General features: G+C 59.5%; 14 protein-coding genes. All 14 read left to right on the top strand.

Annotated elements, in window-relative coordinates; all coding sequences use genetic code 11:
* The first annotated feature begins 67 nt into the window (after positions 1-67).
* The 14 genes from BN1117_RS03790 to BN1117_RS03725 all read left to right on the top strand — a co-directional run bounded on the left by BN1117_RS03790 (position 68) and on the right by BN1117_RS03725 (position 12414).
* Positions 68-661, top strand: coding sequence for a PilN domain-containing protein (locus BN1117_RS03790; protein WP_040094926.1), 594 nt, complete (start codon positions 68-70; stop codon positions 659-661).
* Positions 661-1308 carry a hypothetical protein gene (locus BN1117_RS03785; RefSeq protein ID WP_040094925.1) on the top strand — a complete coding sequence of 216 codons (648 nt, stop codon included), beginning with the start codon at positions 661-663 and terminating at the stop codon, positions 1306-1308. The genes BN1117_RS03790 and BN1117_RS03785 overlap by 1 nt, the downstream gene beginning before the upstream one ends.
* The gene (locus BN1117_RS03780; protein WP_040094924.1) at positions 1301-1630 is read left to right on the top strand and encodes a SctD/MshK family protein; all 330 of its coding nucleotides are present in this window, start codon (positions 1301-1303) and stop codon (positions 1628-1630) included. The genes BN1117_RS03785 and BN1117_RS03780 overlap by 8 nt, the downstream gene beginning before the upstream one ends.
* Positions 1631-1700: 70 nt before the next feature.
* A complete protein-coding gene (gene mshL, locus BN1117_RS03775) occupies positions 1701-3449 on the top strand; it encodes a pilus (MSHA type) biogenesis protein MshL (protein ID WP_040094923.1) in 1749 nt (582 codons plus the stop codon).
* Between the two features lie 92 nt (positions 3450-3541).
* On the top strand, positions 3542-4438 hold the full coding sequence (locus BN1117_RS03770; protein WP_040094922.1) for an ExeA family protein: 897 nt from the start codon (positions 3542-3544) through the stop codon (positions 4436-4438).
* Positions 4435-5577 carry a tetratricopeptide repeat protein gene (locus tag BN1117_RS03765; protein ID WP_040094921.1) on the top strand — a complete coding sequence of 381 codons (1143 nt, stop codon included), beginning with the start codon at positions 4435-4437 and terminating at the stop codon, positions 5575-5577. The genes BN1117_RS03770 and BN1117_RS03765 overlap by 4 nt, the downstream gene beginning before the upstream one ends.
* A 74-nt stretch (positions 5578-5651) precedes the next feature.
* A complete protein-coding gene (mshE, locus tag BN1117_RS03760; RefSeq protein WP_040094920.1) occupies positions 5652-7361 on the top strand; it encodes an MSHA fimbrial ATPase MshE in 1710 nt (569 codons plus the stop codon).
* A gap of 3 nt (positions 7362-7364) precedes the next feature.
* A complete protein-coding gene (locus BN1117_RS03755; protein ID WP_040094919.1) occupies positions 7365-8585 on the top strand; it encodes a type II secretion system F family protein in 1221 nt (406 codons plus the stop codon).
* A gap of 88 nt (positions 8586-8673) precedes the next feature.
* Complete coding sequence (locus BN1117_RS03750) at positions 8674-9135, top strand: hypothetical protein (RefSeq protein WP_040094918.1); 462 nt, start codon at positions 8674-8676, stop codon at positions 9133-9135.
* 76 nt (positions 9136-9211) lie between these two features.
* Positions 9212-9883, top strand: a complete 672-nt coding sequence (locus BN1117_RS03745) for a type II secretion system protein (protein WP_052441403.1) — start codon at positions 9212-9214, stop codon at positions 9881-9883.
* Positions 9884-9897: 14 nt separating this feature from the next.
* Positions 9898-10377, top strand: coding sequence for a prepilin-type N-terminal cleavage/methylation domain-containing protein (locus tag BN1117_RS03740; protein ID WP_040094916.1), 480 nt, complete (start codon positions 9898-9900; stop codon positions 10375-10377).
* Between the two features lie 60 nt (positions 10378-10437).
* Positions 10438-10926, top strand: coding sequence for a prepilin-type N-terminal cleavage/methylation domain-containing protein (locus BN1117_RS03735; protein WP_040094915.1), 489 nt, complete (start codon positions 10438-10440; stop codon positions 10924-10926).
* Positions 10913-11530: a prepilin-type N-terminal cleavage/methylation domain-containing protein gene (locus BN1117_RS03730; protein WP_040094914.1), complete on the top strand. Its 618-nt coding sequence runs from the start codon at positions 10913-10915 to the stop codon at positions 11528-11530. The genes BN1117_RS03735 and BN1117_RS03730 overlap by 14 nt, the downstream gene beginning before the upstream one ends.
* Positions 11530-12414: a prepilin-type N-terminal cleavage/methylation domain-containing protein gene (locus tag BN1117_RS03725; RefSeq protein WP_082032544.1), complete on the top strand. Its 885-nt coding sequence runs from the start codon at positions 11530-11532 to the stop codon at positions 12412-12414. Before BN1117_RS03730 ends, BN1117_RS03725 begins: the two co-directional genes overlap by 1 nt.
* Positions 12415-12449: the final 35 nt, after the last annotated feature.

Here is a 12449-nt window from a genome sequence, read left to right as displayed (position 1 = left end):
AGACCATGTTCCTGGCCGGTGTCGAGTATCTGTCGGCCTACGCAGCCGCCATCGGGGAGGATGCGTGATGAAACGTCAGATAAACCTCTATGGCGCCGAGTTTCGTCCCAAGCGGCAGTGGGCCAGCCTCAATCAGATGGCGCTGGTATGGGGCTTGGCGCTGCTGCTGATCTTGCTGGCTGGCGCTGGCTATGGTTGGCAGCAACAACAGGTGAGGCAGGCGTTGACACAACGCTCTGCCGAGCTGGAACTCAAGCGTAGCGAGGCGCAGCGGCTCGATGCCGAGCTGGCGCGCCATCAGGCGGATTACAGCCTGCAACAGCAACTGGTCAATAAGCGGGATGAGCTGACGGCCAAGCAGGGGCTGATGCGCCAACTGGGCAGTCTTACCCTGCAAAAATCCCAGGGCTACGCCAGCGTGATGGCGGATCTCTCCCGCATTCGCAACAGCAACCTCTCGTTGCAGCGCATCGAGATTAACGAAGGACGGATCAATCTCTCCGGTTTTGCCGGACGCAGTCAGGATGTGCCAGCCTGGGTCAACCGCTTCAAGCAGACCCCGACTCTGGCGGGCAAGGAGTTTGGCGAGCTGACCCTCGGCCGTGACAAGGAGGGCCGTCTGACCTTCCAGTTGAGCGGCATTGAGCGGGAGAAACCCTGATGAACCTGAAAGCACAATGGCAGGAGTGGGGCCAGCGCATCGCCCGGTTGAGTCTGCGGGAGCGGGTGTTGATCCTGCTGACCGGCCTGGTATTGCTGGGCGCAGCCGGACTCTACGGCTGGCTCGATGACGCCGATACCCGTTTGCAGCAGGATCGCATGGCCCTGAGCGCCGCCGAGCGCGACCTCGAAATCATGGAGCTGGAAAACCTCGGCAAACAGGCCCGGCTCAAGCGGGATCCCAACCAGGGGGTTCGCGACCAGCTGGCGCAGGTCGAAGCGGATCTGGCCAGAGTCGACGATGAGCTGAAGTCCCAGACCGTCGATCTGATCCCGGCACACGAGATGCCGCAGGTACTGGAGGCGCTGCTCTCCCGCTCCGCCAACCTTCACATGCTGGCCCTCAGTTCGCTGGAGCCGACCCCGCTGATGGCGGGAGAGCAGCAGGTCAACCTCTACAAGCATGGCATCCGGCTCCAGCTTGAAGGTGGGTATTTCGATGTGTATCAATACCTTAAAGCGCTGGAAGCCTTGCCGCGTCACTTCTACTGGAAGCAGTTCGACTATCGGGTCAAAGCTTACCCCGGCGCTGTGGTGGAGATGGAGATCTACACCCTGAGTACCAGCAAGGAGTTTATCCGTGGCTAGAGCGTTTGCGTTGTGTTGTTGCCTGTTCAGCTTGCTGGTACAGGCACAGCAGGTCGAGGTATTGCAGGATCCCACCGCGCCGCTGGCGGATGTGGCAGTTGGCGCCCATGCGACCGGCGAGAGCAGCGCCGGTTTGCCGAAGCTGCAGAGTGTTGTGCTGGGTAATGGCCCGGCACTGGCGGTGCTCAACGGCAAGAGTTATCGGGTGGGCCAGCAGGTGGACGGCTATACGCTGGTGGCCATCAACGCGGATACCGTAGTGCTGGAAAAGGCGGGAAAACGTCATTCGGTGACACTGTTTGCCAGCAAGATCCGGGGTTGAGTCGTATCTGCCTGTTGGCAGGTGAACCGGCTTTATCGAGTTTAATTGCAAGTCAGGGTGCCCTAATTACATGAAAAAACACCGTCTCTGCCTGATCTGTGTGGCCATGATGGCTGCAGGTTGTACCACCTATCAGCACCCCGAGCCGACCCAGGCCAAGGATGCCCTCAAGCAGGCCATGGGCGAACAGCAGAAGCAGGCTGCCCCCCTGACCGCCTTGCCCAAATCGGTGCAAAGTGAATTGCTGCAGCTGAACCGGCCGCAGATGCCGGTCGGTATGCCGGAGAAGCGGCTACGTATCGCGGCGCACGATGTGGAGGCGGTGGAGTTTTTCGGTTCCCTGTTCAAGGGCTCCCGCTATAGCGTCGCCGTGCACCCCGGGGTGGCCGGGCTGGTCTCCGTCGAGCTCAAGGATGTGACGTTGCCGGAAGTGCTGGCAGTGGTGGGTGATATGTACGGCTTTGACGTGCAGCGCAAGGGCAATGTCTTCCATATCTATCCGGCGGGTCTGCGCACCGAAACCATCCCGGTCAACTATCTGATGATGTCCCGTCGTGGCCTCTCCCGCACCTCGGTCAGCACCGGCGGGGTGACTTCTAGTGAGAACAACTCAAACAACAGCGGGTTGAATTCCAACAGCAATACCGAAATATCATCTAGCCAGAATGGCATAGGTATTTCGAGTAATTCCAATACTCAAACCACATCGAATGGTACCCAGATTGAGACTGATACCAACAGCGACTACTGGACCGATCTGCGCGACTCCCTGCAAACCCTGATTGGTTCTGGTGATGGTCGGGCTGTCATCACCAGCCCACAGGCAGGCTTGGTCACAATTCGCGCTTATCCGAAAGAGCTAAAAGCTGTCCGTGAATTCCTGACTCAATCCGAAAGCCATTTAAAGCGTCAGGTCGTACTCGAAGCGCGAATTATGGAAGTAGCTCTCAGCGAAGGTTATGAGCAGGGAGTAGATTGGAGCGGTTTGACAGCTAGTTGGGATGGAAATAAAGGTATTCCCAAGGTGGCCCAGCCAGACCTGATGGCACCTAACATTCCTGAGAGTCAGCAAACCTATAACTTGCTTAAGGGGGGGGGATCCCTTGGCGAGAGTCTGGTTGGTGCAGTAAATCCCATCTTTAACGCACTTGGTGGGGGGGCTGGTTTCACTATGACTGACGGCAACTTCAATGTGGCGGTCAACCTGCTCAAGACCCAGGGGGATGTGAATACCCTCTCTAGCCCCCGTGTCACTGCGACAAACAATCAGAAGGCTGTGATCAAGGTTGGGACGGACGAGTACTTCGTCACCAATGCGACGACGACGATTACCTCAACCACAACAGGGACTGAGCGGACGCCGAATGTTGAGTTGACCCCCTTCTTCTCAGGTATCGCGCTGGACGTAACGCCACAGATCGATGAAGAGGGCAAGGTGCTGCTTCATATCCATCCGTCAGTGATTGATACCGAAGAACAAAACAAAACCATCGATCTGGGCACCACGGGAGGCAAGATGACCCTGCCGCTCGCCAAGAGCTCGATCCGCGAATCCGATACCGTGGTGCAGGCCAATAACGGTGACATTATCGTTATCGGCGGTCTGATGAAGACCGACAAGCAGCAGATCGTCAGCAAGGTGCCGCTGCTGGGGGACATTCCCTGGGTGGGCGAAGCCTTTACCAATCGCCGGGAAAGTACCAAGAAGGTGGAGCTGGTGATCATGCTCAAACCGACAGTGGTAGAGAAGGATACCTGGCAAAACGAGCTACAGCGCTCGGCCGAGCTGCTCGACAAGTGGTATCCGGCCAAGGAGTAAGCCATGAGCTGGCGATTGGCATTTTCCCATCCCACCACCCAGCGGGCCGTAGCTCGCAGTGGCAGGCTAGCCGTACTGGCTGGTGAGCGCCCATGTACCTGAGCCACTTTGGCCTGCAGGAGGCGCCATTCAGCCTCACCCCCAATACCGGCTTCTACTACGGCTTGCCGCCGCACGAAGAGGCGTTGCAGGTGCTCAACTGGGCGCTGGCGCAAGGAGAGGGGTTTATCAAGGTGACCGGCGAGGTGGGCACCGGCAAGACTCTGCTCTGCCGCAAGTTGCTAAGCGAATTGGGCTCGGAAGCGCGACCGGTTCGACTCGCCTGGTTGCCCAATCCTCATCTCACCCCGGCCGAGCTGCGCATCGCGCTGGCGCTGGAGCTGGGGTTGGCGGTACGGGATCAGAGCGAGCTGGATCTGACCGATCGTATCCATCGCCACCTGATCAGCCTGCACCAGCAGGGAAGCCGAGTGGTGGTGCTGATCGACGAGGCACAAGCGCTGCCGGATGAGACCCTGGAGGCGATCCGCCTGTTCGGCAATCTCGAGACCGAATCGAGCAAGCTGCTGCAGATAGTGCTGTTCGGCCAGCCCGAGCTGGATGCCAGACTGGCCAAGCCGCATCTGCGCCAACTGCGCCAACGGATTGGCTTCTCCTACTGCCTGCGGCCGCTGCGTTTTGACGAGACCCGCGCCTATCTGGAGCACAGATTGCAGGTCTCCGGTTACCGCGGGGCGCCGCTGTTTGCCGGTCGAGCCATGCGTCTGTTGTGGCGGGCATCGCGAGGGATCCCGAGACTTATCAATATCCTGGCGCACAAGTGCCTGATGCTGGCCTATGGTCAGGGTGTGCGTCAGATCAGCGGCCATCTGGTTCGGCTCGCCATTCGCGATACCGACGATGCCAGCCGTGTTTCGCTATGGCGCTGGTGGCCCCTGCTGCCGTTACTGGTGCTGGGCTCAGCCCTGGCTTATGGAGTCTGGCCATGAGCGTTATCAACCAGATGCTGAAAGATCTGGATCAGCGTCAACAAGGATCCGAGGGGGCAGCCGTCTATATTGCCCCTGCGCGCCAGCTGGGATGGTGGATGTTGCTGCTGACCCTGATCTGTGGTCTGGCGCTGGGGATCCTCGGTTGGCGAACCTGGATCTACTGGCAGCAGACCCAAGCCGTTACGACTGGCAGCGCAGTGGTCGCCCCGGATGCGCTGATTCCCGATGTGGTGACAAGGGTCGCCGCCCCAGTCAGCCAGCCCGAGCCGGTTGAGGTAGCACGGATCGCCGCCCCAGTCAGCCAGCTCGAACCGGACAGGATGGCCGCGGTGCTGCCGTTACCAAGCAGTGAAGAAACGGCCAGCGAAGAGGGGGCGGCGGGGGAATTTTACGCATCGGCCGACGGCGCCTCTTTTGATGCCTCCACGGATGTTGAGGAAGCGGAGCTGACTGATGAGGAGCTGCAGCCCGAGCTTTACGCCGAACTGGCGGCAGAGCAGCAGGCCGTTGCCAGCGCGCCGCGCAAACCGGGCGTATTGAAGATTGAGACGGTTGAGCTGTCGGCCAAGGAGCTGGCGGCACTGGCGGAGCGCAAGGCGACCACCGCCATGGCCAAGGGAAGCCTGCGGGATGCGCAGGACAACTATTACGACGTGCTGGCCCATGACCCCTACAACCAGGGGGCGAGGGAGCAGCTGGCGGGGCTGCTCTACGGCGAGGGCCGCCTGAGTGAGGCACGTCAGCTGCTGGAAGAGGGGATCCGGCTCGATCCCCAACAGGCCGATTTTCGTCTGCTGCTGGCCCGTCTTGCCATCAGCGAGGGGCAGCAGCAGCAAGCGCTTGGCTGGCTGTCCGGCTATCAGCCGGATCTCGCCAGTAACCTGGACTACTACGCCACCTGGGCCGGGCTGACTCAGGAGCTGGGCCAGAATGCCGATGCGGCAGCGCTCTATGTGAAGCTGCTGCGTCAGCAGCCGGATCAGGGCCGCTGGTGGCTTGGCCTCGGCGTGGCCGAGGATGGTCAGGGCCACAGCCAGCGGGCGCTAGATGCCTATCGCAACGCCTTGCTGCACGGCAACCTCGGCGAGGCGTCGACCAACTGGTTGCAACAACGAATTGGCCAACTAACCCCTTGATAAACAGTAGGTTCGATTAGCAAAGCCTAATCGGATGCGGCAACGGGTGTGAAGTAACAGAGATCGGAGCAAACATGGCACAACCCAGACTGAAAATGCGCCTCGGCGACCTGCTGGTACAAGAGCAGATCATCTCTGATGATCAGCTGCAGCTTGCCCTGCAGCAGCAGCGTCAGACCGGCCGCAAGCTGGGCACCACCCTCATCGACCTCGGCTTTATCAGCGAGGTGCAGCTGTTGCAGTTCCTCGCCCGCCAGCTGGATGTGCCCTTCTTCGATCTTAACAACCTCACCATCGATGCCGCCGCGGTGCCGCTGCTGCCTGAAGTACAGGCGCGCCGTTATCGGGCGCTGGCAGTGAACCTCACTGACAACAAGGTGACGGTGGCCATGTCTGATCCGGCGGACTTGAGTGCGCTGGATGCGATCGCCGCCCTGCTCAGCCCCCGTGAGATGGTGTTGGCGGTGGCGCGTGAAGGGCAGTTGCTGGACTATTTTGACCGTCTCTATCGCCGTACCCGAGAGATCGAGAGCTTCGCCGAACAGTTGCAGGAGGAGTATCAGGATACCGGCTTCGAGCTGGGCTCCAGCAATCTGGGGGCCAATGACGAAGGGGAGGCAACGGTGGCCAAGCTGCTGCGCTCCCTGTTCGAGGATGCGGTGCAGGTGGGGGCGTCGGATATCCACATCGAGCCGGACGAAAAAGTGCTGCGCATTCGCCAGCGGATCGACGGCATCCTGCACGAAAATATCCTCAACGAAGTGCGTATCGCCCAGGCGCTGGTGCTGCGCCTCAAGCTGGTGGCCGGGCTCGATATCTCCGAGAAGCGGTTGCCACAGGATGGCCGTTTCAACATGAAGGTGCGCGGCCGTGATGTGGATGTGCGGATGTCCACCATGCCGGTGCAGTATGGCGAGTCGGTGGTGATGCGTCTGCTGGATCAATCCTCCGGCATCCTCTCGCTGACCGACACCGGCATGCCGCCGGAGATCCTGACCCGTTTCCGCCGACAACTCAAACGGCCGCACGGGATGATCCTGGTGACCGGCCCGACCGGTAGCGGCAAGACCACCACCCTCTATGGCGCACTCTCCGAGCTCAACCAGTCCAGCAACAAGATCATCACGGTCGAAGATCCGGTGGAGTATCGCCTCTCCCGCGTCAATCAGGTGCAGGTCAACCCCAAGATCGGCCTCACCTTCTCCAACGTGCTGCGCTCCACCCTGCGTCAGGATCCGGACATCCTGCTGGTGGGTGAGATGCGGGACAGCGAGACGGTGGAGATCGGTTTGCGTGGCGCCATCACAGGTCACCTGGTGCTGACCACTCTGCACACCAACGATGCGGTGACCAGTGCCTTGCGCCTTATCGACATGGGGGCGCCCGGCTATCTGGTGGCGAGTGCCCTGCGGGCAGTGGTTGCTCAACGGCTGGTGCGGCGGGTATGTGAGCACTGCGTTGAGGAGAAGGCGCCCGACGAAGGGCAGGCCACCTGGCTTACTGTGCTCTCCGGCGAGGCGCCCGGCCAACACACCTATCACAAGGGCCGGGGTTGCCAGAGTTGCAACTTCACCGGTTACTCCGGTCGGATCGGGGTCTACGAACTGCTGGAGCTGGATCAGCCGATGATGGATGCCCTGCGCCGCAACGATGCGGAAGGGTTCGCCAAGGCGGCCCGGCAACATGAACACTACCGGCCGCTGGCCCTCACTGCCCTCGATTATGCCCGTCAGGGGATCACCTCGGTGGATGAGGTACTGCGACTGGCCGAGGATTTGGGGTAAGCGATGGCTAACTTTGCCTACAAGGGGCGTGACAGTCAAGGCAACCCCACCAGTGGCGTGGTTGAAGCGGCCAACGAGATGGCGGCCGCCGAGCAGCTGATGCGACGCGGCGTGATGCCCACCGAGCTCAAACCGGGCAAGGCCAAATCCGCTGCTATCGACTGGTCGCTGTTGCTGGAAGGGGGCGTCAAGCTGGATGAGCTGGTGATCTTCAGCCGCCAGATGTATGCCTTGACCCGGGCCGGGATCCCGATCCTGCGCGCCATTGCCGGGCTGGAGGAGAGCACCCACAGCAAGCCGCTCAAACGGGCGCTGCATGCGCTGGGGGAAGATCTCGGCAACGGTCGCCCGCTGTCGAGCTCGATGCAGGCGCACCCCAAGGTATTCAGCAGCCTGTTTGTCGCCATTATCCATGTGGGGGAGAACACAGGTCAGCTGGAAGAGGCCTTTTTGCAGCTGGCCAACTATTTCGAGCTGGAGCTGGAGACCCGCAAGCGGATCAAGACCGCCATGCGCTACCCCAGCTTTGTGATGATCGCCATCGGTATCGCCATGGTGATCCTCAATATCATGGTGATCCCGGTGTTTGCCGGCATGTTCGCCAAGTTCGGGGTGGAGTTGCCGCTGGCGACCCGCATTCTGCTCGCCACCTCGCACTTTTTTGTCAACTACTGGTGGTTGTTGCTCGCCATTCTGGCGGTGATGGGGTTTGGCTGGCACCGCTGGGTTGCTACACCGAAAGGCAAGCTGACCTGGCACCGCTGGCAGCTCAAGTTGCCGATCGTCGGCTCCATCATAGAGCGCTCCCTGCTGGCCCGTTTTGCCCGCAGTTTTTCCATGATGCTCAAAGCCGGGGTGCCCCTCAACACCGCGTTGACCCTGGTGGCCGATGCGGTGGATAACGCTTATATGGCCGGGCGGGTGCGGGATATGCGCGCCGGTATCGAGCGGGGCGAGAGCCTGCTGCGTACCGCCAGCAGCAGTGGCCTGTTTACCCCGCTGGTGATGCAGATGATCGCCGTGGGGGAGGAGACCGGTCAGGTCGATGACCTGCTCCATGAAGCGGCCGAGTATTACGAGCGGGAGGTGGATTATGACCTCAAGAGTCTCACCGCCCGTATCGAGCCCATCCTGATCGGCATAGTGGCGATCATGGTGTTGATCCTCGCACTCGGTATCTTCACGCCCATGTGGGACATGATGAGTGCCGTGCGTGGCAAGTAATCCTGTTGGTGCTGGATATCTTTACGCCCGAGTGGCGGGACATGATGAGCATCGTAAGAGGCAATAGGGCGATGGAGTCGATTGCTGGATGAGCAGACAGAGTGAGCATGATGGTCGCTGGTTGGCGGGATACCGGCGGATCGCCGTGGTGATCCTGCTGCTGGTGATTGTGGCGACCCTGGTGCGCAGCTACCAGGTGCACCGGGAGCAGGCGCAACAGCTTGCACTCACCCTGCTGGGGGAACGCTTTGCCGAGCGGGTACAGCGTTTGCACGGGGTCTGGCTCGATGAGCGGCGCCCGCAGACACTGCATGTCGCCGGCAAGGGGTGGCAGTTTGACGCCCGGGGTTGGCCTCTGGGGCTGGTGCCGCTGCAATCTCCATCAGAAAATTGTCGTCAGTTGTGGCTGGCACTGGTGGGGGAGAGGGAGAGCGGTATACCTCCCCTGCAGTTTCTGGCCCGCCCCGATGGCAGTGGTTGCGAGATGGGGTTTGACGGTTATTGGCTGGTTTATCAGTTTTCTGATGGGCGGGTGATAAAAAAGCTTTGATTGGCACCTGGCTGTGAGTCAACTACATGATTTTTTTAGGTCTGCATGAAATAATGCGGGCCATTACGAAGGGAGCATGACAATGAAACCAATGGCACCAACAATGCCGGAACATGGGATGAGGAGACGGGCTGCCGGCTTTTCCCTCATTGAGCTGGTGATCGTTATCGTGATCCTGGGGATCCTGGCGGTGACTGCCCTGCCGCGCTTTCTCGATGTGACTGACGAAGCGAAAAAGGCCAGCGTGGAAGGGGTCTCTGGCGGTTTTGCTACCGGCGTTTCACTGGTGCGGGCCCAGTGGGAGGCGGAAGGTCGCGCCAAGCAGGACGCTCTTAATACCGTGCTTTATGATGGCAGCCGCTTCTATCTGACTACCCCGACCGAGACCCAGATCCGTAACGGCGAGCTGTCGCCCGGCTATCCCATGGATACCGCTGCTGGCGGTACTCCCGATGTGGATCCGGCCAATCTGACAGCAGCGCGGTGTCTGAAAATTTGGGAGGGGTTGCTGCAAAACCCGCCCAAGGCTACCGCCAGCTTCAATGAAGTACGCGGTAGCGGCAATGACCTGAAATACTATGCCACTGTGAGCAGTAATGGGCTGGATTCGGTCTGCCGTTACTATCTGGTCAATAGTTTGAGTAAGGGCAGCGATGGCAAGTATCAGGATCCGCAAGGCAAGACTGATGCATTTATGAGTTTCAGTTACCGTCCGGCGTCCGGTCAGGTGACTACCAATATCAATTAACAGAGGGAAGTGAAATGAAAAAACAGGCGGGTTTTACCCTGATCGAACTGGTTATCGTAATCATCATTCTGGGTATTCTGGCGGTTACCGCTGCACCCAAGTTCCTGAATCTGCAGGATGATGCCAAGAAGTCTGCCGCTCAAGGTGTGCAAGCCGCGGTGAGCAGCTCTGCACAACTGGTCTATAGCAAATCAGCATTGGAAGGCGAAGAGCGTGCCAGTAGTGCAGCAGTGACCGGCTCTGATGGTACATCGATTGATACTGCTTATGGTTACCCAAAGGCGACTGATGCAGGGATTAAAAATGCAGTAACGATCGATGGCTCCTGGAAGGGGAGTGAGGCTACAACAGGTACCTCGTATCAGTTCAAAGCTGACAACGACCTGAAAAAAGATGCGAAGTGCGTTCTTTATACTCAGGCTACAAGTACCGCCACTGCTACCACCATCGTTGGCAAGTTGAGTGCTGATAATGGTACGTGTGTGCAGCCCTAAGACTTTGAATGACGAGCGAGGCTTCGGCCTCGCTTTATCTTTTCCCTAATGAGAAAACCCATGCCTGCAACCAAGGGCTTTACCCTGATTGAACTGGTACTGGTGATCCTGTTACTCGGGATTCTGGCCGCCTTTGCCGTGCCAAAATGGCTGGGCAAAGGCGGCTTTGAAACTCAAACCGTGCGTGACGAGTTGCTGACCCGGCTGCGGCTGGTGCAGACCGTCAATATGCATGAGCCCGCCAACCGCTGCACCCAGCTGGTGGTTGCCTCCCCCCGTTTTGCCCACCGTACTTATGCAGTGTGTCCTGCCAGCGATGATCTGAGCAGTGGCTGGACCGATAATCTGCGTACCCGTGGTCGGCTGGTGACCTCCTCTGCCGGTATGTCTATCTCCCTCAATAACAGCAACAACTTCGTGCTGCGCTTCGATCAGATGGGCCGCCCGCTCGGTAGCTGCACCGGTGGCTGCGAGCTGCAAGTCACCGATGGTCGCGAGAGTGGCCGTATCAAGATTGAATCCGAGGGGTTTATCCATGAGATCCCTTAGGCGCGGTTTCACCCTGATTGAGCTGATCGTCGGCATAGTGCTGCTGGCGGTGGCACTGACCGGCATCTTGGGATTGCTTATCAATCAGGCACCGCAGGCGGTGGACCCCGTGCAGCAGGTGCGTGCCGCCCAGCTGGCCCAGCGCCTCGCCGGCGAGATCTTGCAGAAGTCGTTTGATGAACAGTCGGATCATAATGGTGGCCGTTATCGCTGTGGCGAGACCTTCAATGGCCAATTCTACGGGGATTGCAGCTGCCCTGTCGGTGTGACCTGTACCCAGCAACCTCCAGCTCCGGTGATTGCGGGTTGGCAGCCCAGCCAGTATGGCCCCGATGGCGAGCTCGCCCCCTATGCCTATAACGATGTGGATGATTTTGATACTGCGGGAAACTGGCGCAGTGCCAGCTGGTTTACCCAAACCAGCTTGGGGACGAATAACGACGATGAGTATCGCAACTATCAGGTCAGGATCACTGTGACGCCGGATGACCTGTTTGGTAGTCCGGGCCCTAAGGCGGAGTCTATCGGCAAGCGAGTTCTGTTGCAGGTGAAGCTGCCGGATGGGAGCGTGCTCGACTTCTCCTTTTATCGGGGGAACTACTGATGGGCAAGTCTGTGCCAACTCAGAATTTCGGTGTTGGGCTTCGCAGGCTCAGCGCCAACCTACCGCGTACCCGGGGTTTTACCCTGGTCGAGCTGGTGATGGTGATCCTGCTGCTCGGGATTATGGCGACCTTTACCAGCCAGTTTATCGGTATCGGCAGCCAGATCTACGGCGATGCCAGCAGCCGCGAGCAGCTGATGAGCGATGCCCGCTTCGCCATGGAGCGGCTTAACCGCGAACTGCGTGATGCGGTGCCAGGATCCGAGCGGATCGAAACCATAGATGGTGCCTGGGTTGACTCTGGTGTCTGTCTGCGGTTCTGGCCCATCAGCACCTCCAGCCGCTATCTTGCCCTCAATCGCCCGGCGTCTGGTAGTTCATCCTCACTGGAGCTGGTGATGGCGACCCCGGCTTCTGCCGCCAATCCACTGGATATGGATGCCAATGCCGTGAAAAAAGATGATCAGCTGATCGTCTTCCCTGTGCCGGACAAAAACAGTGGTTCGCTCACGGCAGGCTGCGATTATGGCCGCTGTGTAGCCAAGGTTACGGATGTGCTGACGCCCGTATCCGGCGCGCAAACCATCCGCTATACCAGTGCCGAGAGCCTGGCTGGCCTCTCTCCGGGCAGCCGGGTCTACTTTGCCAACCAGCAGGTACGTTACTGTGTGGCAGGAAACACGCTGACCCGCGCTAGCGCACCCATTGGTGCATCCTTACCTGCACAGGGTGTATTGATGGCAGATTCCCTGCGTATTGGCACCTTCTATCGGGAAACCTCGGCGTTTAACGCCGAAGGGGAGTTTGGTATGCGCTTTGTGTTCGAGCGCCAGGGGGAGTCGGTCACCTTCAACCACAAGATAGAGGTGTTCAATGTGCCCTGATCCACAGGCTCTCGGACGGATGCGAGGCAGCGCCT

Source organism: Aeromonas australiensis, assembly GCF_000819725.1.
GTDB classification, from domain to species: domain Bacteria; phylum Pseudomonadota; class Gammaproteobacteria; order Enterobacterales; family Aeromonadaceae; genus Aeromonas; species Aeromonas australiensis.
The sequence above is the reverse complement of the archived record's forward strand: the minus strand, read 5'-3'. Positions and strand labels throughout refer to the sequence as shown.

Coding starts and splice junctions, on each gene's coding strand:
- BN1117_RS03790 (WP_040094926.1), top strand. CDS start 68: ATGAAACGTCAGATAAACCTCTATGGCGCCGAGTTTCGTCCCAAGCGG.
- BN1117_RS03785 (WP_040094925.1), top strand. CDS start 661: ATGAACCTGAAAGCACAATGGCAGGAGTGGGGCCAGCGCATCGCCCGG.
- mshL (WP_040094923.1), top strand. CDS start 1,701: ATGAAAAAACACCGTCTCTGCCTGATCTGTGTGGCCATGATGGCTGCA.
- BN1117_RS03770 (WP_040094922.1), top strand. CDS start 3,542: ATGTACCTGAGCCACTTTGGCCTGCAGGAGGCGCCATTCAGCCTCACC.
- BN1117_RS03765 (WP_040094921.1), top strand. CDS start 4,435: ATGAGCGTTATCAACCAGATGCTGAAAGATCTGGATCAGCGTCAACAA.
- mshE (WP_040094920.1), top strand. CDS start 5,652: ATGGCACAACCCAGACTGAAAATGCGCCTCGGCGACCTGCTGGTACAA.
- BN1117_RS03755 (WP_040094919.1), top strand. CDS start 7,365: ATGGCTAACTTTGCCTACAAGGGGCGTGACAGTCAAGGCAACCCCACC.
- BN1117_RS03750 (WP_040094918.1), top strand. CDS start 8,674: ATGAGCAGACAGAGTGAGCATGATGGTCGCTGGTTGGCGGGATACCGG.
- BN1117_RS03745 (WP_052441403.1), top strand. CDS start 9,212: ATGACAATGAAACCAATGGCACCAACAATGCCGGAACATGGGATGAGG.
- BN1117_RS03740 (WP_040094916.1), top strand. CDS start 9,898: ATGAAAAAACAGGCGGGTTTTACCCTGATCGAACTGGTTATCGTAATC.
- BN1117_RS03735 (WP_040094915.1), top strand. CDS start 10,438: ATGCCTGCAACCAAGGGCTTTACCCTGATTGAACTGGTACTGGTGATC.
- BN1117_RS03730 (WP_040094914.1), top strand. CDS start 10,913: ATGAGATCCCTTAGGCGCGGTTTCACCCTGATTGAGCTGATCGTCGGC.
- BN1117_RS03725 (WP_082032544.1), top strand. CDS start 11,530: ATGGGCAAGTCTGTGCCAACTCAGAATTTCGGTGTTGGGCTTCGCAGG.